General features: G+C 70.3%; 17 protein-coding genes and 1 riboswitch. Of the genes, 10 read left to right on the forward strand and 7 right to left on the reverse strand.

Annotated elements, in window-relative coordinates; genetic code table 11:
• Positions 1 to 30 precede the first annotated feature (30 nt).
• Positions 31 to 2,790: a class I SAM-dependent DNA methyltransferase gene (locus AB0N17_RS30395; protein ID WP_366014754.1), complete on the forward strand. Its 2,760-nt coding sequence runs from the start codon at positions 31 to 33 to the stop codon at positions 2,788 to 2,790.
• A complete protein-coding gene (locus tag AB0N17_RS30400) occupies positions 2,780 to 3,985 on the forward strand; it encodes a restriction endonuclease subunit S (protein WP_366014755.1) in 1,206 nt (401 codons plus the stop codon). Before AB0N17_RS30395 ends, AB0N17_RS30400 begins: the two co-directional genes overlap by 11 nt.
• On the opposite strand, the gene AB0N17_RS30405 is transcribed toward AB0N17_RS30400, so the two are convergent.
• Complete coding sequence (locus tag AB0N17_RS30405; RefSeq protein ID WP_366014756.1) at positions 3,986 to 4,426, reverse strand: ATP-binding protein; 441 nt, start codon at positions 4,424 to 4,426, stop codon at positions 3,986 to 3,988.
• Between the two features lie 131 nt (positions 4,427 to 4,557).
• Here AB0N17_RS30405 and AB0N17_RS30410 point away from each other — a divergent pair, with 131 nt between their 5' ends.
• From AB0N17_RS30410 to AB0N17_RS30430, 5 genes are all read left to right on the forward strand, one after another.
• Positions 4,558 to 5,376 carry a helix-turn-helix transcriptional regulator gene (locus AB0N17_RS30410; RefSeq protein ID WP_366014757.1) on the forward strand — a complete coding sequence of 273 codons (819 nt, stop codon included), beginning with the start codon at positions 4,558 to 4,560 and terminating at the stop codon, positions 5,374 to 5,376.
• Positions 5,373 to 5,621 carry a DUF397 domain-containing protein gene (locus AB0N17_RS30415; RefSeq protein ID WP_366014758.1) on the forward strand — a complete coding sequence of 83 codons (249 nt, stop codon included), beginning with the start codon at positions 5,373 to 5,375 and terminating at the stop codon, positions 5,619 to 5,621. The genes AB0N17_RS30410 and AB0N17_RS30415 overlap by 4 nt, the downstream gene beginning before the upstream one ends.
• Positions 5,622 to 5,840: 219 nt before the next feature.
• Complete coding sequence (locus tag AB0N17_RS30420; protein ID WP_366014759.1) at positions 5,841 to 6,899, forward strand: hypothetical protein; 1,059 nt, start codon at positions 5,841 to 5,843, stop codon at positions 6,897 to 6,899.
• Between the two features lie 115 nt (positions 6,900 to 7,014).
• Positions 7,015 to 10,680 (forward strand): type I restriction endonuclease, encoded by a 3,666-nt coding sequence (locus tag AB0N17_RS30425; RefSeq protein WP_366014760.1) that lies wholly within the window; start codon positions 7,015 to 7,017, stop codon positions 10,678 to 10,680.
• Between the two features lie 5 nt (positions 10,681 to 10,685).
• Positions 10,686 to 11,471 (forward strand): SprT family zinc-dependent metalloprotease, encoded by a 786-nt coding sequence (locus AB0N17_RS30430; protein ID WP_366014761.1) that lies wholly within the window; start codon positions 10,686 to 10,688, stop codon positions 11,469 to 11,471.
• A 44-nt stretch (positions 11,472 to 11,515) separates the two neighbouring features.
• On the opposite strand, the gene AB0N17_RS30435 is transcribed toward AB0N17_RS30430, so the two are convergent.
• A complete protein-coding gene (locus AB0N17_RS30435) occupies positions 11,516 to 12,580 on the reverse strand; it encodes an NlpC/P60 family protein (protein WP_366014773.1) in 1,065 nt (354 codons plus the stop codon).
• 417 nt (positions 12,581 to 12,997) lie between these two features.
• Here AB0N17_RS30435 and AB0N17_RS30440 point away from each other — a divergent pair, with 417 nt between their 5' ends.
• The gene (locus AB0N17_RS30440; RefSeq protein WP_366014762.1) at positions 12,998 to 13,351 is read left to right on the forward strand and encodes a hypothetical protein; all 354 of its coding nucleotides are present in this window, start codon (positions 12,998 to 13,000) and stop codon (positions 13,349 to 13,351) included.
• 3 nt (positions 13,352 to 13,354) lie between these two features.
• On the opposite strand, the gene AB0N17_RS30445 is transcribed toward AB0N17_RS30440, so the two are convergent.
• Positions 13,355 to 14,320 carry a tellurite resistance/C4-dicarboxylate transporter family protein gene (locus AB0N17_RS30445; RefSeq protein ID WP_366014763.1) on the reverse strand — a complete coding sequence of 322 codons (966 nt, stop codon included), beginning with the start codon at positions 14,318 to 14,320 and terminating at the stop codon, positions 13,355 to 13,357.
• Between the two features lie 320 nt (positions 14,321 to 14,640).
• Positions 14,641 to 15,837: a C40 family peptidase gene (locus AB0N17_RS30450; RefSeq protein ID WP_366014764.1), complete on the reverse strand. Its 1,197-nt coding sequence runs from the start codon at positions 15,835 to 15,837 to the stop codon at positions 14,641 to 14,643.
• Positions 15,838 to 15,848: 11 nt separating this feature from the next.
• A riboswitch (cyclic di-AMP (ydaO/yuaA leader) is annotated at positions 15,849 to 16,018 on the reverse strand.
• Positions 16,019 to 16,280: 262 nt separating this feature from the next.
• Between AB0N17_RS30450 and pcrA the strand changes: the two genes are divergently transcribed.
• A complete protein-coding gene (pcrA, locus tag AB0N17_RS30455; protein WP_366014765.1) occupies positions 16,281 to 18,767 on the forward strand; it encodes a DNA helicase PcrA in 2,487 nt (828 codons plus the stop codon).
• Between the two features lie 27 nt (positions 18,768 to 18,794).
• Here the strand turns inward: pcrA and AB0N17_RS30460 are convergent, their stop codons facing one another.
• On the reverse strand, positions 18,795 to 20,273 hold the full coding sequence (locus AB0N17_RS30460) for a M23 family metallopeptidase (protein WP_366014766.1): 1,479 nt from the start codon (positions 20,271 to 20,273) through the stop codon (positions 18,795 to 18,797).
• Positions 20,274 to 20,529: 256 nt separating this feature from the next.
• Positions 20,530 to 21,381 (reverse strand): alpha/beta fold hydrolase, encoded by an 852-nt coding sequence (locus AB0N17_RS30465; RefSeq protein WP_366014767.1) that lies wholly within the window; start codon positions 21,379 to 21,381, stop codon positions 20,530 to 20,532.
• Positions 21,382 to 21,605: 224 nt separating this feature from the next.
• On the opposite strand from AB0N17_RS30465, the gene AB0N17_RS30470 reads away from it, so the two are divergent.
• Complete coding sequence (locus AB0N17_RS30470; RefSeq protein WP_366014768.1) at positions 21,606 to 22,028, forward strand: cobalamin B12-binding domain-containing protein; 423 nt, start codon at positions 21,606 to 21,608, stop codon at positions 22,026 to 22,028.
• Here the strand turns inward: AB0N17_RS30470 and AB0N17_RS30475 are convergent.
• Positions 22,004 to 23,623, reverse strand: coding sequence for a DUF5691 domain-containing protein (locus AB0N17_RS30475; RefSeq protein ID WP_366014774.1), 1,620 nt, complete (start codon positions 23,621 to 23,623; stop codon positions 22,004 to 22,006). The two genes, AB0N17_RS30470 and AB0N17_RS30475, sit on opposite strands and share 25 nt — an antisense overlap.
• Between the last annotated feature and the right edge of the window lie 59 nt (positions 23,624 to 23,682).

Raw genomic sequence — 23,682 nt, forward strand, 5'->3', positions numbered from 1 at the left:
AGCCGATCAGTCACCAGGGGAGAGCCGTACGTGGCCAAGCTCACGCTCGCGCAGTTGGAACGCCATCTCTTCGCGGCGGCCGACATCCTGCGCGGCACGATGGACGCCGCCGAGTACCGCGACTTCATCTTCGTGCTGCTGTTCCTGAAGCGGGTCAACGACGAGTTCGAGGCGGCCCGCGAGGCGATTATCAAGGAGCGCCTGGCGGGGGGTGACACCGAGGCGGAGGCGAAGGAAGAGGCCGAGTCGTACCAGTGGTACGACGAACACGGCGCGATCTTCGTTCCTCCGGCCGCACGCTGGGACCACCTGGCGGGCGCGGTCGACAACGTGGCCAGCGAGTATCTTCAGCCCGCCCTGGACGCCCTCGAACGCCAGCCGGGCAACAGCGAGCTTCGAGGCCTGTTCGCACACGTCAACTTCAACCGCATCGGAGGCGGCGGCAGCGCCCGCAAGTCGGCCGCCGAACTGGCCGACAAGCGCCTTGCCGCCCTCATCGACCACTTCGGCGGCATCCGGCTGCGCGGGGAGGACTTCGAATTCCCCGACATGATCGGTGCCGCGTACGAGTACCTGATCAAGGACTTCGCGGACTCGGCGGGCAGCAAGGGCGGCGAGTTCTACACCCCGCGTGCCGTCGTCCGGATGATGGTGGAACTGGCCCGCCCGCATGGCGACATGCGGGTGTACGACCCGTGTGTGGGATCGGGCGGCATGCTCATCCACGCCATGGAGTACGTGGACGAGCACGGCGGCGACTCCCGTAACCTGGGCCTCGCCGGCCAGGACGCCAACAGCGGCTCCTGGGTGATGGCCACGATGAACATGCTCTTCCACGGGGCGAAGAAGTTCTCCCTGCGCACGGGCGACACCCTCACCAACCCGCTGCACCCCGAGGGCGGCTTCGACCTGGTCCTCAGCAACCCGCCCTTCTCGATGGACTACAAGAAGGACGAGGTACCGCGCCTGAAGGAGCGCATGCCGCACGGCGAGACGTCCGAGCGCGGCAAGGCGGACCTGATGTTCCTCCAGCACATGCTGGACATGGTCAAGCAGCGGTCGGGCGCGGTCTTCACGGTCATGCCGCACGGCGTGCTCTTCCGGGGCGGCGAGGAACAGAGGATCCGCGCGAAGCTCCTCATGGACCACGACCTGATCGAGGCCGTCATCGGCCTGGCGCCCAACCTGTTCTACGGCACCGGCATCCCCGCCTGCGTCCTGGTCCTGCGCCCGCCGAGCCGACGCCGCCCCGACCGCCGGGGCAAGGTCCTCTTCATCAACGCGGACCGGGAGTACCACGCCGAGCGCGCGCAGAACCTCCTGCTCCCCGAGCACATCGAGAAGATCGTCTCCACGTTCCACTCCTGGCAGGACGACGAGATCTTCGAGGACGTGCCGGGCTTCGCCCGCGCGGTGACGCGGGACGAACTGTCGGACAACGACTTCAACTTCAACATCCGCCGCTACGTCGACAACACCCCGCCGCCGGAACCACAGGACGTGCGGGCCCACCTGGTGGGTGGTGTGCCGGTGGCGGAGATCGAGGCAAAGAAGTCCCTTCTGGACGCCTACGACATCAAGGTGTCGGACCTGTTCGACGTACGGGCCGACGACCCGGCCTACGTCGACTTCCCCGCACCGGAGCGCCGCCCGGACCCGGCCCGCCTGGCGGAGCTGGCGAGCGGTCGGGAGCAGAAGCTGTGGGACTCGTACGACGAGTGGTGGGCGGCGGAGGCCGAGCAGATTGCGGCGCTTGAGCCACTGGCCGGTGACGACCGCACAGAGCAGGAGCGCAAGGCACAGTTGGCGCGGCTGCGGAAGGACCTCATTGGCAGCTTCGGGGAGCGTCTGCTGAGTGTCGGCCTCCTCGACCGGTACGCGCTCGCGGGCGCGGTCGCCGGCTGGTGGCACGAGGCGAAGAACGAGCTGAAGGCGTTGTCGGTGAACGGCTTCGCGGGGGTGATCGACGGCTGGGTCGAGACGGTCGAGACCCTGCTGGCCCCTGAGCCCGACCCGCGCACGGGCGGCCGACGGGAGCGCACGGCGGCGGAGCGGCGGCAGGCCTACGACCACAAGGTGGTCGCCGCGATCGCGCCGAAGTTCCTGGCGGACCTGGCGGCAGCGGAGAAGACCCACGCCGACCTGGACGCGAAGGTGAAGGCGGCGCAGGAGGCGGAGGCGGCACTGGCCGAGGCACAGCAGGCGGCGCTGGACGGCGACTCCGATTCCGACTCCGAGTCCGGTTCTGTTGACCCGGCCTTGGCGGAAGCGGTCCTGAGTAAGACCGAGATGCGGGACCTGGTGAAGCGGCGCACGGAGGCGAAGCGGCTGGTCGAGGACCTGGAGGACGGGTTCTGGCCGGTGGCCGCGATTCGCCGGAGGCGGGAGGCAGAGCGGGAGAAGGCCGCGAAGAAGAAGGTGGCGCCTGGCAGGGGGCAGCGAGCGGTTCCGGCGGAGGACGGGACTGGGCAGGGGGCGTTGCTGGACCTGCCGGTCACTGCTGAGGCCGAGGCTCAGGCCGCCTCCCAGCCGTCGGAAGCGGGACTGACCAAGGCCCGCCGAGAGCTGGCCGAGCGGGGCGGCGAACGGGACGTGGTCCTCGACATCCTCCGGGCCGACCTTTCGGCCAAGCTGGAGGGGCACGTGGCGCGGCGCCGACGGGAGTTGGCGGAGGCGTATCGGGTGTGGGAGCAGAAGTACGGGGTTTCGCTGCGGGAGATCGAGGGACGGCGGGAAGCGGCTGCGGAGGCGCTGGACGGGTTTTTGAGGGAGCTAGGGTATGTCGGCTGACGAGTGGGAAGTTGCACCGCTGGGTTCTCGACTGCTGCGCATCGAGACCGGACGCAGCCCGAGCTTGACCGATGCGCCTGCCGCACCTGGGCATTGGGGCGTGCTCAAAGTGAGCGCCATCAACTCGGCTGGCTATCGGCCTACGGAGAACAAGGCGGTCGACGATCCTGCGCTGATCAATGAGCGGTTCGAGGTTCGTCAGGGTGACCTCTTGTTCTCGCGGGCCAACACGCCTGATCTAGTGGGGTCCGCCTGCATTGCGACTCCGAGCCAAGAGAGGCTGATGCTGTCGGACAAGACGCTGCGCCTTGTGGTGGACCGACGTTTGGCAGAGCCAGAATTCGTCAGGCTCAGTTTGTGCAGCCCCGAGGTACGCAAACAGATCGGCGTATCAGCTTCGGGTAGCAGTCTCAGCATGCAGAACATTTCTCAGGCAGCGGTCGAAGCACTCAAGATCCGATGGCCGAGCCTTCAGGAGCAGCGGCGCATCGTCGCAGTGCTTGAGGCGCTAGGCGAGCAGGGGCGGGCCATCGAGGCGGCGATTTCCAAATCTCGTTTGATTCGTCAAGAAGTTTGTCGCCAGCTGTTGTCGCGTTCAGAGGCTGCGGTTGTAACTGTCGAGGATGTTGCCGTCGTGGGCTCTGGCAGTACCCCGTCTCGCGTACGCTCGGACTATTGGACGGAAGGCACCGTTCCCTGGGTGCGAACGGCTGAGATCTGTTTCGATGTAATTAATGAGACTTCGGAGCGTGTCACGAAGAAGGCGGTTGCGGAAACGGGCCTTCGCGTCTATCCGCCTGGAAGCGTGCTACTGGCCATGTACGGCGAAGGTGTCACGCGGGGGAGAAGTGCAGTCCTGGGAACGCATGCGACTGTGAACCAGGCTGCTGCGGCCATCGTCTGTGACCCACAAAAGATCGACCACAGGTACCTCTATCACTGGCTTGAGGGGCATTACGAGGAAATCCGTAAGATCGGTCAGGGGTCCAACCAGACGAATCTGAACAGTGCACTAGTCTCAGCAATTCGGCTCCCGCTTCCGTCAGTCGAAGAGCAAAGGCGCATTGTTGCTCCCATTGAAGCATTTGACGCCAAGCGAAAGTTGGATGTGTCGGAACTGGAGAAGCTTCGAACGCTTCGCCGTGGAATCGTGGATGGCCTGCTGGTCGGAAGGCCAAGTGAACTCGTCGCGTAGCTAAGCTACGCTATCGAGAGCTAGTTCGAACCACACCTCCTTGCCAATGCCGCATTCCCTCTTCTCCGCATTCCAGTCGTCCGCCAGCGCCGCAACCAGCGTGAGCCCCCGGCCTGACTCGGCTTCCGGAGATGCCGTGCCCGGAGTCGGGAGCGTGTCGTTCGCGTCCGTCACCGTCACGCGGACTCGGTCGTCCACGATCGCGCAGCGGGCCCAGATCTCCCGGCCGGCCGGGACCTTCGCGTGGCGGTACGCGTTGGTCATCAGCTCGCTGAGAAGGAGTTCCGCCGTGTCGGTCACGTCCTGCGGCAGACCCCATGACGCCGCCTGCTCGCGAAACAGCTCGCGTGCCCTGCCCACGCTTCGTGCGTGACGCGGCAGGCGCCACTCGATGTCCTTCGGGGTCGCTGTCGTGGGCAGCGGGAGCCACGGGCTGTGCATGCGCTGTTCATCCCTTGCGTGGAAGTTCTGACGATTGGCCAGATCACGGTCCCGGTTCGCGCGTAGCCTCACGAGTAACGGTGCAGGTACAGCAGGTGGTTGTACCCGGTGTGGACCCGGCGGAGGTGTGCGTGTCGACCGAGGTGAACTCCCAGCCGCCCATCGCCTGGCGGTACTGCGGCAGCCAGATCAAGATGTGGCGTACGGAAGCCGGGATCGGCCGGGAGGCGCTGGCCAAGGAAGCCGGTTACGACTACGAGTACGTCAAGTCGATGGAGAACGGCCGCCGTCGGCCGACGCTGCGGTTACTGCAAGTCGCGGATCAGGTGTGCGGGGCGGGCGGGAAGCTCGTCGCGGCTCAGGAGTACCTGAAGCCGGAGCCGTTCCCGGCGCGGTCACAGGAGTTCATGGCACTTGAGGCCGAGGCCATCAGCTTCACCTGCTACGAGCCGTTGCTCATTCCGGGCTTGTTGCAGACTGAGGAGTACGCGCGGGCGCTGATCGGAGGTAGTTGCCCTCCCTTGGACGACGAGACCGTTGCCGAGCGTGTTGCTGCGAGGCTGCGCCGTCAAGAAGCGCTGGCACGACGGATCAGCGTGCTGTACAGCTTCCTGATCTATGAAGCTGCGTTGCGGACGGGCATCGGCGGCGAGGACGTCATGAGGGCGCAACTCATGCATCTTCTGAAGGCCGGCCAGATGCGGAACGTGTCGGTGCAAGTGCTGCCCGCCGGCCGGTGCAACGGCGTTGCTCTCGCTGGACCAATCGTTCTTCTGGAATCACCGGAACATGACGCTTTCGCCTACGTTGAGGGCCCGGAGGTGAGCGTGCTGCACGCCAGTCCGGACAAGGTGAGTGCACTGAACCAAAGGCATGCCATGATCCGCATGCACGCCCTCAGTATTGAGGAGTCGGCCGAGTTCATCAGAGGGGTGGCGGAGGAGCCGTGAGCGACAGCCTGGTGTGGTTCAAGTCCAGCTACAGCGATGACCAAGGCGGCAACTGCCTCGAAGTCGCCATCGACTGGCGCAAGTCCAGCTACAGCGAGGGTCAGGACGCCGCTTGCGTCGAAGTCGCCCCCTGCCCCCACACCATCCACGTCCGAGACTCGAAGCTCGGCTCCCAGAGCCCCCGCTTCGCCGTCGCAGAGGCCGCCTGGACGGCGTTTGTCGCCTACGCCCGCACCGGAGCTTGAGCTTCGAGCCTCAAGGTCCAAGAGTCGAGCACCGTTTGTGAGGAATGGGTGGTTGGTTTGAACCCACCACCCACCCTCCCTGCCAGCGTCCGTGACTTTTCGTGACCGGCTTGCAACACGCCGTCGTCACCCTCTAGCGTTCGCGGCAAGAAACAACCCCGGTCGGGTGCTACCAACACCCGCCGGGGTCTCACCCCAAGATCGAAGTGGACCGATCTCGTGGCTTACGAAAACTCTAACGCCGCCCTGCCCGCCCCCGCACACCCCACGGCCAACCCCGGCTACGGGAAGCGCACCGTCCCGGCCGAGCCCGGCGCCGCCTCCCGCGGCCCCGCCGACTTCTCGCATCTCCCCGCCCGTGAGGCCTACATCGCCGAGTTCATCGACCGGCTGCCCGAAGGCGCCGCCATGGACATCAAGAGCCTCGCCAAGGTCCTGCCCCTGTACGGCCAGCAGGCAGTAAGCAGCGCCCTTACCGCCCTGTCCCGCGCCGGGCACCTGCACCGCGCCCGTGGGCTCGCCGTCACCGGTGAGAGCGGCACCCGCTGGGTGTTCCGTACGTACTGGTCCCGCACCACACGTGACGACGCCTGGTGGGCCGCCTTCCTCGGAGCCGGAGAGGCCCCGGCGGCCAGCTCATCCGTCGCGCCCGTCAACCCGACGCCCGACCACACCACCCCATTCATCGACGCGCCGGCCGCCCCCACGCCAGCCGCGCCCCCGTCGGCCGCGCCAGCGCCCACCGAGCCCTACGCCGCCACCGCCTACCGCCTCCTCGCCCGCCTCGGCAGCCACGAACCCCGGCTCGCCCTGTCCGCCGCCGACTGCGAGGCGTTGGTTGACCTGGTGATCCCCTGGCTGGAGCGCGGCGCCCGCCCCGTCTCCCTCGTCCAGGCGCTCACAGTTGGTCTGCCAGACACCGTCCACGCCCCGCGTGGGTTCGTCGCCCGGCGGCTGCGGGACAAGTTGCCGCCCCAGGCTCCACCCACCCCGGCACCGGCGGCCTCCGACGAGGCCCCTTCGGACCGCCCCCGCTGTCTCATGCCGGAGTGCACCGAGTGCGGCGTGCCAGGACGCCCCGTTGCCTTCATCGGTGGCCTGTGCCGGGGCTGCCGTACCGCCTCGACCCCCTCACATGGCGCTCCCACGCCAGCCTCCCAAGCCGCTTCACCACTGCGCCACCAGAGCGCGGTCGTCCTCGCCCGGAAAGCTCTCGCCAGTCGTGACCGTCGACAATCAGCCAAATCCCGTCCCATCACGGCAGGACAGCCGTCGTAGCTGCGCAGACTCGTGTCACCCACGCCCCACCCATCGCAGAATGGGGGAACGGCCAGCAGCATGACGGTCGTTGTCCAAGCGGCAGCGTGGGGGCACGGGGAGGGGCGCGGAGTTCATGACGCGGGGCACGGCTGAGCGGGACGAGACAGAACTGCCGATCATCGACCAGTTGAAGGCGATGGGATGGCACCACGTCCACGGGCCCGACCTCAGTACCAAGGACCCCGACGGGGACGAGCGGGCCTACGGCGACCTGCTCCTGCTGAAGCGGCTGCGCTCCGCCGTCCGGCGTGTCAACCGGCTGCCCGGCGGCAACGGCTCCTGGATGACGGACTCGGACGCCGACGCCGCAATCGACGACCTGCGCCGTACTGCCCGCAACGTCGCCACCACCTCGCTCGTCGCGGTCAACGGCGAAGTGACCAGCCGGCTGATCAAGGGAACACCGGTCACCGGTGACGAGGAGCACTATCACGGCGCGACCGTGCATGCCCAGTTCATCGACTGGGACCTGGAGGGCTTGGACGACGCCGAGATCCTGAAGAGGAACGATTTCCTCGTCGTCGACCAGTTGCGCGTGCGGACCTTCGACGGGGCGGAGATCATCCTCGACCTGGTGCTGTTCGTGAACGGCGTACCCCTCGCCGTCATCGAGTGCAAGGGCCCGGACGTCAAGGACGCCATCGGCGAGGCCATCCGCGACCTGCGCGGATACGCGGGCGTGCCGCTCGACGACGACAACGGACGCGACCGCCGTGACCCGCGCTCCCAGGTGCCCGAGTTCTTCGCCCCTGTACAGCTGCTCATCGCCACCGCCGGCGAACATGCGGCGCTCGGGACCATCACGTCCGACGAGAGCCACTTCGCGGCCTGGCGCAGCGTGACGCCGGACTACTACGACGACAAGGACTTCGCCCGCACACTTCAGGCGATACGGCGAGGCGACGGGACACGGCTTCTCGAACCAGGTGGGGCGCCCACCGACCTCCATCGCCTCGTCGGCATCGTGCTCAAGCCCCGCAACCTGCTCAACATCGTGCGGCACTACGTCTTCGAGATGCCGGTGAAGTCGAAGCCGGGGGAGCCGCCCGTCACCGTCAAAGCGGTCTGCCGCCACCAGCAGTACCGCGCTGTCGAGAAGATCGTCCGCAAGCTGCGCACCGGGCGGACCGTGGACGATCCGGCCGCCGAGCAGGACGAGCGCGGCGGTGTCGTCTGGCACACCCAGGGCTCCGGCAAGAGCCTGACGATGGCCTTCCTCGCTCGCAGGCTCCAGACCAGCCGCGATCCGGAGCTCAACCGCTTCACCCTGCTGGTCGTGACCGACCGTACGCAACTGGAGCAGCAGCTGGCCGCCGCGGTCCGGGTCGGTGGGAGTGACGTACGGGTCGCCCGCTCCCGCTCCGATGTCGAAGGCATGCTGGAGCGCGCGGGCAGGCACGGAGGACGTGCCGTCATCTTCACGATGATCCAGAAGTACCTCGGGCGGATCCCCGGCGTCATCGGCACCGGAGAGGGCGAGTCGAGCGACGACCGTGACCCGGTGGCCGAATTCGAGGCCGTACAGGAGCGCTTGGCCGAGGGCGCGTCGGCAGAGGAGGCGTCCGATCCCACGCCGGCTGACGCGGCTGTCGACGAGGTGCGGCGGCGGTTCACCGAGTGCAGCCCCTCCCCGTACGTCCTCGTACTCGTCGACGAGGCGCACCGGTCCCACACCTCCGTGCTGCACGCCTGCCTGCGCGACTCCGTGCCGAAGGCGGCCCGGGTCGGCTTCACCGGTACGCCGATCATGAAGGGCCGGCGCGAGGACACCGGACGCATCTTCGGACTGGAGCCGGACGGGAAGTTCCTCGACTCCTACCTCATGGACGAGGCCGAGCGGGACAAGGTCGTCGTGCCCGTCCGCTACGAGGGCCGTACAGGTCCGGCCGGGGTGCGAGACAAAGACGAGCTGAACGGGAAGTTCGAGAACCTGATCGCCCATCTCCAGAGCGCTCAGCAGGCGAAAACGCGTAAGCAGCTCAAGCCGACCAGCCGTACCGTCGCCGAGTCGCTCCCCGTGATCCGCGCCAAGGCCAAGGACATGCTGGAGCACTACGTCACCGGGCCGCTGACCGGGGGATTCAAGGCGCAGGTCGCGGCGGTGAGCCGCAGCGCGGCCGTGCTGTACCGGCACATGCTCAACGACGCTCGGGTTGAACTCCTGGCCAGGGTGCGGGCCTTCGACCCCGAGTCCCTGCGGCATAAGGACGTCGCCGACTACACATGGGACGAGTTGGTGCTGCTACGGGCCTGGCATTACCAGGAGATCCTGCGCCGGATCGACTTTGTGCCCGTCATCTCCGCTGGGAGCGAGAAGAAACGCGGGCAATGGCGTGAGTGGACGGACCCGGTCGCACAACAGCAGCACGTCGAGCGCTTCCTGGAGCCGTTCCCACAGCTCCCGCCGGACAACCCGTGGGTGACGCAGCACACCCCCGAGGACGACCCCGTACCGGCGGGCGGCATCGGCCGGAACCCCTGGAGCGGGCTGGCCGCCCCGCACATCGAGGAGCCTAGGCCTGTCGCGTTCCTCATCGTGAAGTCCATGCTGCTCACCGGGTTCGACGCGCCCATCGAGCAGGCGCTGTACCTCGACCGCCCGATCCAGGACGCCGAACTGCTCCAGGCCATCGCTCGAGTGAACCGCCCGCGCCGGGCCAAGTACGAGGGCCGTGTCGTGGACTACTACGGCGTGCTGAGCGACTTGGCGGTCACCCTCCCCGCGTACAAGGGCGACGGGCCCACCCTTCAGACCGTCCGCAGCCTCGACACGGCCGAGGTCCCGGAGATGCAGGAGGCCGCGGACGAGTTGCGGGACTTCCTTGCGGACCTGGGCATCACCGGACTCGACACCCCTGGCGGCATCGCCCAAGGCATGCTCACGCTCGGCGACGAGAGCGCAAGGTCGGAGTTCGACACCCGGATGAGCCGCTTCACCTCGGCGCTGGAGCGCGTCCTGCCTCACGAGGCGGCGCTGAAGCTGGTACCCGAGGCCCGGAACTGGACGCTGTTGCAGAAGCGGGTACGGCGGCACTACCGGGACGCGGAGGGCGGGACCTTCTCCGTGCGGGCGTACGGACGCAAGGTTCGTGCCATGGTGGCGGATCACCTGGAGCTGCCCGAGATCGAGCAGGTCATCGCGCCGGTCTCCATCCTGGCCCCGGACTTCGACGAGGTGGTGGCGCGCATCCCGGATGTGCGGGAGTCGGCGGCGGAGCAGGTGCAGGCGCTGCGTTACCACCTGGAGGAGAGGCGGCGGTCGGAGGACCGTCCGGTGCTGCGGACGCTCTCAGCAGAGCTGGAGGCGATCCTGGAGGAGTTCGCGGGGCGCTGGGACGAGATCAAGGTGCGCATCGGCCCCCTGATCGACAGGGCCCGACAGGCGGAGGAGGTCGATCCCGAGGTTGCCGACCTGACAACGGTCGAGCAGCAGCTCTACACGAAACTCTCCGACCGGATGACCGAGGATCCGGCCTTCGACCTGCCTGATCCCGCCATGCTCAGGAGCGTGACGGTCGAACTCGCCGCGATCATCGAGCGCCACGTGTCAAGTGCCGCCTGGTCGGACAACGAGGCCAGCCTGGACTCGCTGCAGAGCGAGCTGTGGCGTGGACTGCGCCGGGCGGGCGTCAAGCCGAGGGAGCGCGCCAGGGAGCCACTGGAGAACCTGTCGCAAGCGCTGACCGGGCACGCCCAGCGGCACGCGGCGGCGTTCCGGGCGGCGGCTCGGGGACAATAGGCGGTGTGCCGACGACTGCCGAACCGCGAGACCCCTGCCGACCCGCCTTGGAAGACGGCCAGGTGATCGTCGTGGCGGGCAGGGAGTTCCGCGTGGTCGTCAGTGAACGCCGCCGAAGCCTCGGTCTCACAGTGGAGCGCGACGGCTCGCTCGTCCTCCGCGCGCCGCAGGGCTGTGACCCCGAGCGCGCGGCAACCTTCCTACGAGAGGGGGAGACATGGCTGGCCGAAAAGCTGCGACGGCGTGAGGATCATCCGCCGGCCCACCCTGAGCGTGGGTTCCGGGACGGTGAGACGTTCGCCTATCTGGGACGTGCCTATCGGCTCCAGATCAGCGACGAAGAACGAGCCGCCGTCCGGCTCGTCGCTGGGCGTTTGGTGATCGGCAAAGGGATCGCGCGGGATCCGGTCGTCGCTCGACGTGCGCTCATCGGCTGGTACCGGCGCAACGGACAGCGCTGGACGCAGGGAAGGCTTCAGCCGTGGGCCGCACGCATGGAAGTACGGGAGCCGGACGTCGTCGTACGTGATGTTGGCGGCCGATGGGGGACCTACCGCCCCGGCGACGGCGCTCGCGGGACCATGGCGCTGCACTGGGCCCTCTTTCAGTTGCCCGTGCACCTGGTCGACTACGTCATCGCCCATGAACTCGCCCACATCAGGATTCCGGGACACGGAGCGGACTACTGGTCTCTGCTTCGACAAGCCATCCCCGAGTGTGAGGAACGCAAGGGGGAGCTGGATGACCTCGGGCGTCGGCTGTGGCTCGGAGATATCCGGGAAGAATCCTGAAGCGCCGATCGTGGGGGTGCTCAGCCTGCCCTCACCAGCGTGTCTCACGCCACCCGGGTGGCCCCGGCGAACGGCATCTCGTCGATCGGTGCCACGCGCACCGGTGCCGACGGGTTCGGGGCGTGGATCATCCGGCCGCCTCCGATGTAGATGCCGACGTGGCTGATGCCCGAGTAGAAGAACACCAGGTCCCCGGGCTGAAGTTCCGAGCGGGAGACGCGCCGGCCCGCGTCGATCTGGGCGTAGGTGGTGCGGGGCAGGGAGATGCCTGCGGAGTGGTAGGCGGCCTGGACCAGGCCCGAGCAGTCGAAGGCGTTCGGGCCGGTCGCGCCCCACACATAGGGGCTGCCGAGCTTGGCGTAGGCGTATGCGACGGCCGCCGCGGCGCGCGCGTCCGGAGCCGCGGCGGACCCCGCCTGCTCCAGCTCGTCCCGCGTACCCGAGGCCGACCGTGAGGCATGCCCCGCCGCGGCGCCGTCACCGGTGGCCTCGGCGCGTTGCGCCGGAGTGAGCTGCGCCAGCAGCCGCCGGGCCTGGTCCAGCTTGCCGGTGATGGACCTCTTCTGCCGCCGCAGTTCCGCCTGCCGGGACCGCAGCGCCGTCAGCTCCACCCGGGAGGCGCCCCGCAACTGCTCGATCTCCCGCAGCTGTTCGCGCACCCGCGCCACGGCGGTGGCCTGCCGGTCACCCGCCCGCTCCGCGAACGCGGCGTCGTCCAGGTACCGGTCGGGATCGCTGGACAGAGCCAGCTGCCAGGCGGGGGCGATGCCGCCGTCGCGGTACTGTGCCGCCGCGATCGAACCCAGCGCGTCCCGGGCCGTGTTGAGCCTTTCCTGCCGACGGGCGGCCTCGTCCCGCAGCGTGTTCAGCCGGTGCTGGGCCGCGTCCGCCTTCTCCTTCGCCCCGTCGTACTTCTGGGTGGCGGTCTCGGCCTCCTGGTACAGCTTGTCCACCCTGGCCTTCACCTGCGCCGGCGTGAACCGCGGCTCGGCGTGGCCGGTCCCGTCGAAGCCCGTCGCGGTGGCCGCACCCGCCAGGGCGATCGTGACGGCCGTCCGGGCCGTATGACCGCTGAGCGGGCTCTGCCGGGGCTTGCGGTGCGCTGCCACCTGGACCGTCACGTCCTTCCGTACGACCCGTACGACCGAGCGGTCGATACGGCCGGCGGCGGCCCGCACAGGGGTAACGGGCCGCCGCCGGACCTTTCTCGGCGGGGGCGACCGGCTGCCGCCCCTGGCCCGGGGCGGCGGTGGGGAGCCGGTCACCTGGGGGAGGACGCTAGGCCTGACGGTGACGAGTCGGTAACGCGGTGTACGGAACTGGCTTCGACGGATCTCGGGTGACCGTTTGTGACCGTGTCACCGGTCCGGAGTCGTCTTCTTCACGCAGCGTGGTGACCGAAGCGGGGAAACCGTGACCGGCGAGAGTCGCGGGCTGCTATGGAGCGCATATATGCAAGATCCACCGGCTCGAACACCGGGCCCGGTGGCGGAGGGCTCCAGGGCCCCTGGTTAGGCTCCGGCTCCATGGACGTACTCATCCATCTCTTCGTCGGCCTGCACATCATCGGCATCGCCGCGCTCCTCGGCGGCTTCCTCACCCAGATGAAGGCGATGGGCCAGGGCACGGCCCGGTTCGTCCCCGGGATGCTGCACGGCGCGCTGACCATGCTGGTCACCGGCGTGGCCCTGGTCGGCCTCAACCAGGCCGACGACCACCACGTCAACGCCGTCAAGATCGGCGTGAAGCTCGCCCTGCTGATCGTGATCCTCGGGCTGGTCTACGTGAAGCGCGACGAGGAGAAGATCGACGCGGCCCAGTTCGGGCTGGTCGGGGCGCTGACCGCCACCAACGTCTTCATCGCGGTGCTCTGGACCTGACGGTCAGCCGTCCCCGCCGCCGGCGCGGGCCGCACGCACCGCACCGGCGGCGGTCACGAGCCACGCCGCCACCGCCACCCACACCAGCACGCGTCCCGGCCCCCTGAGCCACGGGAGGCCCACGGCGGCCGCGACGGACAGCGTCGCCACCGCCGTCATTCCCATCGGGAACACCGTCGCCCACCGGCGCATGTCGTAGCCGGGCCGCGGCCGCACCGCCTCGGCGGCCAGCAGCACGACGTAGCAGGCCAGGTCCAGCACGAGCAGCACGACCGTCGCCGTGACCAGCACCGCGCGGTCGTCGCCGTCCCACAGGTACAGGCGGCCGTCGCCGGCCAGGAGCAGCTTCGCCCCGGCCAGCGCCGAGATCGCCAGCGCCCCGCCCGCGATCCAGTGGTCCCCGGGGCCCTCCAGCACCTGCCGCGCGTCGAAGCGGGGCAGGGCGACCCCGTAGAGCACCAGGCCCAGCCAGAACAGCACCAGCGCGGTGTGCGCGAGCCATGCCGTCCCCTCGGCCACGGCCAGCGTGGCGGCCAGCACGGCGAGCCCCTGGGTGGCCACACAGCACAGGAACACCGCACCCGGCATGCGCCGCTTCCAGTGCCCCATGACCAGCACGAGCAGCACCGGCCAGAGCAGCGCCGAGAGCGCCAGCAGCGCCGCGGCCAGGGTCTGCAGGCCCGGCGTGGAGAGCCCGGTGCCCAGCACGGTGGTCGCGGCCACGGCGGTGAGGGCGCCCGGGCTCTCCGCCTCGGTGACCCAGCGCTGCCGCTCGCCGGCCAGCCGCAGCGCGAAGTCGGCCGCCAGCGCGATCCAGCCGAGTCCGGTCAGCACCAGCGCCACCCGCGAGAGCGTCTCGTCACCGGTCAGGTGCAGGCCCACCGAGAGGATGCCGGTCGCCATCACGGCGGCCCCGGCCGCGGGAGGCCGTCCCGCCCACCACGCGCGCAGACCCGAGAAGCCGGACATGCGCCGATGCTAGGCAGCCGAGCGGCCCGGCATCGGGAAGGGCACGCGCGCGAGGGCGGGTGAAAACGCCGGGACGCGCCCGGGCACGGAGAACCGGCGGTGCCCGGCGCGGGCACGGCGTGGGTACGACGTGCGGTTCGTGCCGGGCGTGGGCACGATGCGTGGTTCGTGCCCGGCGCCGGCACGGCACAGGACGGACGCACCCGTACGCGCGCGCGTGCGATCGGCCGCGAGTCCTGTGCACCGTACGCGCGCGTGTGGCGCGCGCACGGCGTAGGTCCCGCGGGGCGGACGCGCGCCCGCCCCGCGTCCGCCGCCGGTCAGACCGGTCGCACCACGCTGTGGATCACCGGCTCCCCGGTGTGGTGGACCGCCTGCTCGCGGACGTACGCGCCGGGGCCCGGGGCGTGGATCATCATGCCGTCGCCGGTGCAGAGGCCGACGTGGCTGCTGTCCTCGCGGAAGAAGACCAGGTCACCGGGGCGGGCGTCGTCGAGGGCCACGACGGTGCCGGCGACCGCCTGGTCCCGGGCCGCGCGTGGCAGGGTGACGCCGGCGGCCTTCCAGGCGGCCTGGGTCAGGCCCGAGCAGTCGTAGGAGCCGGGACCGCTGGCGCCGCTCACGTACGGCTTGCCGATCTGGGCGCGGGCGAAGGCGATCGCCTTCTCGGCCCTGGTGGCCTCGGGGCCGGAGACGACGTGGGCCTGCGGGCCGACGTCCGGCTGCTTCTCCTGCGGGAGCGCGGCCGGGCGGGAGTCCGCCTCGGCCGTGAGCCGGGACAGCAGCTCGCGCGCGAGGACGAGCTTGCGCTGGACGGTGGCCTTGGCGCCCTTCACGTCGTACGGCGCGGCGGCTGGTGTCTCGGGTGTCTCCGTGGTCCGGGTGGCCCTCCCGCGCCCGGCCGCGTCCTTCACGTGTGAGGCGAGCCGGTTCATCACCCTGTGCTGGGCGAAGTGGTCCTGCGGATACTCGGCGAGGAGGGAGGCGGCGGGGTCGGGGGCCACCGTGAACGGCGCCAGACCCTCGCGGGGCCGGGCGCGCCGGGCCGCGCGCCGGGCGCCCTCCTGGCGCGGTTCCCCGGCGCGCGCCCACTCGGGGGCCGTCCGGTCCCCGGTGAGCGCCCGGTGCCCCGCCGTCCCGTCCCCGGGGTGCGCCTGCTCCCGGACGGTCCGGTCCTCGCCGGGCGCCGTCTCGCGGGCCGTACGGTTCTCGGTCAGTGCGCGCTCCCGCGCCGCCTGGTCCTCGGCCCTGGCCCGCTGCCGGGCCGCGGCCTGTTCCTCGGCGCGCGCCCGCTGCCGGGCCGCCGACTCCTCCTCCGGCGCCGAGTCGGCGCGGCGGTAGAACTCGTCGATCTTCTTCTCGATCTCCTCCAGGCTCGGCCTGCCGTCGTCGGCGGGGGCCGCCTCGGCCGTCTGGGACAGGACGGCCACGGAGGTGAACGCGGCGGTGGCGAGGGCGGGGCCACGCAGGCCCGGTCCACGGGTGCCGGCGGGGCGCGGCTTGCGGTGCGACGCCAAAGCTGGCGACTCCTTCCAACGTGCGCCGCCTACCGGGTTAGCTGTCGGGTTCGGGCGGGTGGTTCGGAAGGGTTGCCCTACGGCGTCGTCCCGGGCGGGAGTCGGCCGATTCACCCCAGGATCGGTGGGTCCCCGGCTCCGGGCACCGTGCGGGGCGCGCCGGACTCGGCGGAGGCCGTACGGCCCGGCGACGTTCGCCGGAGAGGGGTCGTGCGGCCTGACGGAAACCTAGCCAACTCGTGTGTCTTCTGTGAAGGTTGGTGCGAGGTATGTCCGATACATTTCCGTGACCTGAGGGCACTTTCACACCCACGTGAGCAGGCGCTTCCGCAGCGTGAGGGGTCATCGGGCCTTATTGACACGAAGATCAACCGTCCACGGGACCGGCCATGTTCCGGGGACGGCGGCCGGTTGTCGGTGGGGCGCCCTAGACTCGGAGAGCGATGAGCAGCCTCTTTGACGACAGCTTCCTGGCGGACCTCCAGCCCTCGCGCGGGCACGAGGAGGAGCCCCCGCCACCGCCCGAGGACGACCACGCTCCGGAGCCGCTTCCGGACGATCTGTTCGGCGGGAAGTTCGACGTGCCGCCGGACCGGGACGCCTACTACCGCGACGGTGCCCCGCGTCCCGCGATCGACGCGGCGGCACTCCTGGAAGGGCTGAACGAGAACCAGCGCGCCGCGGTCGTGCACGCCGGCACTCCGCTGCTCATCGTCGCCGGTGCCGGCTCCGGCAAGACCCGCGTGCTCACCCACCGCATCGCGCACCTGCTCGCCGAGCGGAACGTGCACCCGGGCCAGATCCTCGCGATCACCTTCACCAACAAGGCCGCGGGCGAGATGAAGGAGCGCGTCGAGCAGCTCGTCGGCCCGCGGGCGAACGCGATGTGGGTGATGACGTTCCACAGCGCGTGCGTGCGCATCCTGCGCCGGGAGTCGAAGAAGCTCGGCTTCACGTCGTCGTTCTCGATCTACGACGCCGCGGACTCCAAGCGCCTGATGGCTCTGGTCTGCCGCGACCTGGACCTCGACCCCAAGCGCTTCCCGCCGAAGTCCTTCAGCGCCAAGATCAGCAATCTGAAGAACGAGCTGATCGACGAGGAGGACTTCGCCGCCCAGGCCGCCGACGGCTTCGAGAAGACCCTCGCCCAGGCCTACGCCCTGTACCAGTCGCGGCTGCGCGAGGCCAACGCCCTCGACTTCGACGACCTGATCATGACGACGGTCAATCTGCTGCGCGCCTTCCCGGACGTCGCCGAGCACTACCGCCGTCGCTTCCGGCACGTCCTGGTCGACGAGTACCAGGACACCAACCACGCCCAGTACGCACTCGTCAGGGAACTCGTCGGCACCGGCGAGCGCGCCGACGAGGCCGACACCCCGCCCGGCGAGTACGACGTCCCGCCCGCCGAGCTGTGCGTGGTGGGTGACGCGGACCAGTCGATCTACGCCTTCCGCGGTGCGACGATCCGCAACATCCTCCAGTTCGAGGAGGACTACCCGGACGCGACGACGATCCTGCTGGAGCAGAACTACCGCTCCACGCAGACCATCCTGAGCGCGGCCAACGCGGTCATCGAGCGCAACGAGTCCCGCCGCCCGAAGAACCTGTGGACCAACGCCGGCCACGGCGCGCGGATCACCGGCTACGTCGCCGACACCGAGCACGACGAGGCCCAGTTCGTCGCCGACGAGATAGACCGTCTCACCGACGCGGGTGACGCCAAGGCCGGCGACGTCGCCGTCTTCTACCGGACCAACGCCCAGTCCCGCGTCTTCGAAGAGATCTTCATCCGCGTCGGCCTGCCCTACAAGGTCGTCGGCGGTGTCCGCTTCTACGAGCGCAAGGAGGTCCGGGACGTCCTCGCGTACCTGCGCGTCCTCGCCAACCCCGAGGACTCGGTACCGCTGCGCCGCATCCTCAACGTGCCCAAGCGGGGCATCGGCGAGCGCGCGGAGGCCATGATCGACGCCCTCGCCCAGCGCGAGAAGATCAGCTTCCCGCAGGCGCTCCGGCGGGTCGACGAGGCGTACGGCATGGCCGCGCGCTCCACCAACGCGGTCAAGCGGTTCAACACGCTGATGGAGGACCTGCGCACCATCGTGGAGTCCGGCGCCGGACCGGCCACGGTCCTGGAGGCCATACTCGAACGCACCGGCTACCTGGCCGAGTTGCAGAACTCCACCGACCCGCAGGACGAGACCCGCATCGAGAACCTCCAGGAACTCGCCGCCGTGGCGCTCGAGTTCGAGCAGGAGCGCGGCGAGGGCGAGCCGGCGGGACTGGCCGACTTCCTGGAGCAGGTGGCGCTGGTCGCCGACTCCGACCAGATCCCCGACGAGGAGGACGGCGACGGTGTCATCACGCTGATGACGCTGCACACCGCCAAGGGCCTGGAGTTCCCGGTCGTCTTCCTGACCGGCATGGAGGACGGCGTCTTCCCGCACATGCGTGCCCTCGGCCAGACCAAGGAGCTGGAGGAGGAGCGCCGCCTGGCGTACGTCGGCATCACGCGCGCGCGGGAGCGGCTGTATCTGACGCGGTCGGCGATGCGCAGCGCCTGGGGCCAGCCGTCGTACAACCCGCCCTCCCGGTTCCTGGAGGAGATTCCGGCCACGCACGTGGACTGGAAGCGGACGGGGGCGGTGGCGCCAGTGTCGTCCGGGCCGGCGTCCGGGATCGCCGCCTCGCTGTCCTCGACGCGCTCGCGCTCGTCGGCGGCGGGCGCCTCCGGGTTCGCCACGCGGCGGACCACCGAGAAGCCGGCGGTGTCCCTGGCGGTCGGCGACCGGGTCACCCACGACCAGTTCGGCCTCGGGACGGTCGTCGCGGTGTCGGGCGCGGAGGACAAGGCGCAGGCGACGATCGACTTCGGCGACGGCAAGCCGAAGCGGCTGCTGCTGCGGTACGCGCCGGTGGAGAAGCTGTAGGAGGTCCGGGGGCACCGCCCCCGGCCGCTACGTGGGGTCGAGCCCGTGGCTGCGCAGCCACGGCAGCGGGTCTATGGCCGCCCCGCCCGCCGGGCGCACCTCGAAATGGAGGTGCGGGCCGGTGGAGTTGCCCGAGTTGCCGGAGTAGGCGATCGGCTGGCCGGCCTTGACGGTCGTACCGGAGGGCACGCGGTAGCTGGACAGGTGGCAGTACCAGGTCTGCGTGCCGTCCTTCGCGGTCAGGATCAGCATGTTGCCGTAGGCGCTGTTCCACTTGGTGCTGACGGTGCCGTCGGTCGCGGCCATCACCGTGGTGCCGTAGGCGACGGGGAAGTCGATGCCCGTGTGCACCGACATCCAGTTCACGCCCGCCTGGCCGAAGTAGGCACTGAGCCCTCTCTGCGTGACCGGCAGCACGAACTTGGGGCGCAGACGCTCCTTGAGCGCGGCCTCCGCGGCGGCCTTCTTCTTCTCCAGCACCTGCTGGTTCTTGAGGTCGATCCGCTCCTGGGTACGGCTCGCGCGGTCGGCGAAGTCGTCGGCGCCGTCGGAGAGCGTCTTGAGCTGGGTGTCCAGCTTGCTGTTGGCGACGGACGGCTGGACCGCGTGCGCGTCCGAGGCGGACGCCGTGGTGTCCTTGGTGCCGTCGGTGAGGGCGCCGACCGATGCGGCGGCGATCCCGGCGACACCCATCACACAGGCCGAGGGTACGGCGACGGTCAGCAGCGCGGACCGTTTGGCGGGCGTACGACGCCGGGAGCGCGCCGCGCTGCGCGAGCCCGCGCGGGTCGCAGGCGCCGGGGCGGCCTCCTCCTGGTCGTCCAGCAACTCCTCGCCGGCCGCGGCCGCCTGGGCCTCGCCGACCTGCTCGAACGTGGCGGTGGCCTGCTGGTCGAACGGTTCGCCGGCCTGGTGGTCGAACGGTTCGCCGGTCTGCGGGTCGAACGCTTCTCCGCCCTGGTGGTCGAACGGTTCTCCGGCCTGCTCGGGCACCGCATGGGCGCCGGAGTTCCACTGCGTGGCGTCGTAGGCGCCCGTGTCGAAGGTCTGCGTGCCCCATTCCCACTGCTGGGTCGGGTCGGCGCCGGCGGACTGGTCGGGCTGGAGCCACGCGCTCGCGTCCCACTGGCCGCTGATGTCGTGCCCCGTGGCCTGCGCGGGAACGGTCCAGGCGGTGGTGTCGTAGGCGCCGGAGTCATAGGCCGCGTGATGCTGGGCCGCGTACGGGTCGTAGTCCGGGCTCTGGCCGGTCTGCGTCTGCCACTGTGTGGTGTCGTACGCGCCGGTGGTCTGCTCGGTGCCGGGCAGGCTGCCGAAGAGCGGGTCGGTGGAGAACGTCCCGGTGTTCGCACCCTGGGTGGCGAAACCGGTGGCGTCGTAACCGCCGTAGGTGGTGAAGTCGTCGTAGCGGGCTTCCGCTGTCCCGTACGGCGCGTAGTGCGCGGAGGCGGCGTCGGAAGCCGGAGCCGGGGTGGTCATGATCCCCGACGGGTGACGGTCGTTCACCAACTTCTCTTTCGCCTCGACAACAGGGGCTGCCAGAGCAGTGCGGCGACTGTACCCGCCGGTACCTGGGCGCGACAATCTTCGGCCGGTTTCGCGTCCGTCGGAAACGGGCAATCGGCCGTGTTTCGGGGGACGCCGGACGGGAGTTTGGCCGAGAGTTCGATTGGTGTTCGATGTCAGGTGACTTTCCGTCACCTGAATGTCACGCCGTCTTCACCCTCGCCGCACCGCGGACACCCGGCCGCCCACCTCCCTGTCACGCCACCGTCAGTCCGCCGGCGATCCGGTCTCCGGGGTGCGGCGCGTCGAGGACCTCGCGTATCCCGGCCGCCACCGCGGGGTGCACGGGCAGGGCGAGATGCCCGATGCCGGTGACGCGGACGTTGTGCGCCTCGAGGTCGGGGTGTTCCAGGCAGGCCGACTCCAGCGGGTCCATGAGGGAGTCCAGGTCGCTCCAGAAGCTGACGAACCGGGTACGGCAGCCGGGGGCGGGCCGGGACAGCGCCTCGATCACCTCCGAGCCGGGCCGCATCTGGCGCACGATCGGATGCGCGTCGGCCAGCGGCGCGACCCGGGTCCCCGAGTGCGGGGTGCCCAGGGTGACGAGCGTGCGCACCCGCAGGTCGCCGCCGAGGCACTGCACGTAGTACCGCGCGATCAGCCCGCCGAGGCTGTGCCCCACGATGTCCACCCGGTCACTGCCGGTGCGCTCGCAGATCTCCTCCACGTGCCGCCCCAGCAGCTCGGCCGCGATGCGGATGTCACAGGTCAGCGGGGAGTAGTTGAGCGATTCGACCCGCTGCCTGCCGTGCTGGGCGAGGTTGCGGCGCAGCAGCACGAACACCGAACGGTTGTCGATGAAGCCGTGCAGCAGCACGACCGGCGGGCCGGTCCGCACCGGCAGCTGTGCCGTGCCGTCGCCCGGAGGCAGGGCGGCACAGCGGCGCTCCTGGACGAGGCCCGTCGGATACAGCAGGAGATGTCCGGCCAGGATCGCGGCCTCCAGGGCCGTCGCCTTGAGCAGCGCCAGGGAGAGTCCGGCGATTCTGCCCGGCCAGAGACGGCGGCAGAGCGGGAGGAAGAGTGGCAGTACCCCGGTGACCTTCATGGCCGACCTCCTGTCGGCACGCCGGCGGACGGCTCGCTCCCCCGTGTGCCCTTATGTCCCACCGTGTGATTTCCCCCTCGCTGCGCACCGTAAAACCGCCGGTTGCGGGATGCTGGAGATAACGTTCGTTCACTTCGCGACGGGTGGCGGAACGCGCCAAAAGTGCGGTACTTGTCGTTACGGACGGAAGCGATCGCTTCCGTGGTCGTTTGATGGAGGCAGTGATGGGTGTGGCAGCCGGTCCGATCCGCGTGGTGGTCGCCAAGCCGGGGCTCGACGGCCACGATCGAGGGGCCAAGGTCATCGCGCGCGCCCTGCGCGATGCCGGTATGGAGGTCATCTACACCGGGCTCCACCAGACACCGGAGCAGGTCGTCGACACCGCCATCCAGGAGGACGCCGACGCGATCGGCCTGTCCATCCTCTCCGGCGCGCACAACACGCTGTTCGCCGCGGTCATCGACCTGCTCAAGGAGCGTGACGCGGAGGACATCCTGGTGTTCGGCGGCGGCATCATCCCGGAGGAGGACATCCCGCCGCTGAAGGAGAAGGGCGTCGCCGAGATCTTCACCCCCGGGGCGACGACCACGTCGATCGTGGAGTGGGTGCGGCAGAACGTGCGTCAGCCCGCCGCGTCCGGAGGCTGAACCGCGTCCGGAGGCTGAACCGCGTCCGTGAGCCGAACGGCGTCCGGGGGCCGAACCGACGGGGCGCCCGCCGCGGACCGGTGCTCCTCGGGCCGGAGTTCGGCTGCCATCGCCGCGCGCAACCGCAGCGTGGTGACCAGCCGCTGGAAGGCCTCCGCCCAGTACCCGCCGGCTCCCGGTGCGGCGTCCTCCCGCTCGTCGGGCACCGCCAGGAGCCCCTCCAGCCGGGTGGCCTCGGCCGGGTCCAGGCAGCGCTCCGCGAGGCCCATCACCCCGCTGAAACTCCATGGGTAACTTCCCGCGTCCCGCGCGATGTTGAGGGCGTCCACCACGGCCCGGCCGAGCGGCGCGGACCACGGGACCGCGCACACGCCGAGCAGCTGGAACGCCTCCGACAGGCCGTGCGTCGCGATGAATCCGGCCACCCACGAGGCCCTCTCCACCGGCTCCAGTGCCGCCAGCAGCTTGGCCCGCTCCGCCAGGGACACCGCGCCCGGCCCGCCCGCCTCCGGCGCGGACGGCACTCCGAGCAGCGCTCTCGCCCACTCGGCGTCCCCCTGCCGTACCGCCGCCCGGCACCATGCCGCGTGCAGCTCGCCCTGCCAGCCGTCCGCCACCGGCAGAGCCGCGATCTCCCGCGGCGTCCGCCCGCCGAGCCGCTCCGGCCAGGTGCCGAGCGGGGCGGCCTCCACCAGCTGACCCAGCCACCACGACCGTTCTCCTCTGCCCGTGGGAGGCGTGGCCACCACGCCGTCCCGCTCCATGCCGGAGTCGCACTCGTGCGGCGCCTCCACCACGATCACGGCCGAGTTCCCCGTACGGTCCAGGGCCACACACGCCGCCGCCCGTACGGCCATGCGCCCGGCGAGCGCCGAGGCCGGCAGCCCCGACAGCAGCTCCGCCGCCGTCGCGCGGACGTTACGGCTGCGGTCGCCGAGCGCCTGCTCCAGGAACGGCTCGTCCCCGGCGGACAGGCCCGCACGCAGCGAGTCCAGGAACATCAGCCGGTCCTCCGCCCGCTCCGTCGGCCAGGTCGACGTCAGCAGGTCGCGCGCGGCGGCGGGCGTACGGGCACGCAGCGCGCCCAGCAGGGCCACCCGCTCGGCGAACAGCCCCTCCCGCCACAGCCGGCGCACCCCCTCGGTGTCGTCCGGGCCGGGCAGTGCGGCACCGCCGCCGGGGGCCGCGCGCAGGGCGAAGCGCCAGTCCTGGTTCAGCCGGGCCAGCCACAGCGCGCGCGGGCCCGCGAAGGCCAGCGCCGCCGGGCGCAGGTCCGTACGGCCCCGGGCCGCGTCCAGCAGGGCGGGGAGCGCCTGCGGGGGTGCCGCGTACCTGTGCGCGTTGGCCGCCGCGAGCCACTGCGGGAGCAGCTCCATGAGGTCCGGGGAGCCGCCCCTGCGGCCGCCGCCCGCGCCGCCGGAACGGTCGGCCAGCAGCATTGCCAGTCTGCGCGCCGCGGCGGCGGGCAGGGCCGGGCGCGGGTCCTCCAGGGCCCGCTCAGGCCGTCGCGCCGCCCGCGCGGGCCGCAGCCCGGCCCGCCGCCGTACGGTCGCCAGGGCCGCCGCGTCCAGCAGCGCCAGGGGCGTCAGGCGCATGGCGTGGGGCACGTCCTTGATGTCGTACTCGCCCTTGCCGTCGTCGTCGGTGAAGCCGA

This window comes from Streptomyces sp. NPDC051133, assembly GCF_040682635.1.
Classification (GTDB): domain Bacteria; phylum Actinomycetota; class Actinomycetes; order Streptomycetales; family Streptomycetaceae; genus Streptomyces.

Coding starts and splice junctions, on each gene's coding strand:
- AB0N17_RS30400 (WP_366014755.1), top strand. CDS start 2,780: ATGTCGGCTGACGAGTGGGAAGTTGCACCGCTGGGTTCTCGACTGCTG.
- AB0N17_RS30405 (WP_366014756.1), bottom strand. CDS start 4,426: ATGCACAGCCCGTGGCTCCCGCTGCCCACGACAGCGACCCCGAAGGAC.
- AB0N17_RS30425 (WP_366014760.1), top strand. CDS start 7,015: ATGACGCGGGGCACGGCTGAGCGGGACGAGACAGAACTGCCGATCATC.
- AB0N17_RS30440 (WP_366014762.1), top strand. CDS start 12,998: ATGGACGTACTCATCCATCTCTTCGTCGGCCTGCACATCATCGGCATC.
- AB0N17_RS30445 (WP_366014763.1), bottom strand. CDS start 14,320: ATGTCCGGCTTCTCGGGTCTGCGCGCGTGGTGGGCGGGACGGCCTCCC.
- pcrA (WP_366014765.1), top strand. CDS start 16,281: ATGAGCAGCCTCTTTGACGACAGCTTCCTGGCGGACCTCCAGCCCTCG.
- AB0N17_RS30465 (WP_366014767.1), bottom strand. CDS start 21,381: ATGAAGGTCACCGGGGTACTGCCACTCTTCCTCCCGCTCTGCCGCCGT.
- AB0N17_RS30470 (WP_366014768.1), top strand. CDS start 21,606: ATGGGTGTGGCAGCCGGTCCGATCCGCGTGGTGGTCGCCAAGCCGGGG.
- AB0N17_RS30475 (WP_366014774.1), bottom strand. CDS start 23,623: ATGCGCCTGACGCCCCTGGCGCTGCTGGACGCGGCGGCCCTGGCGACC.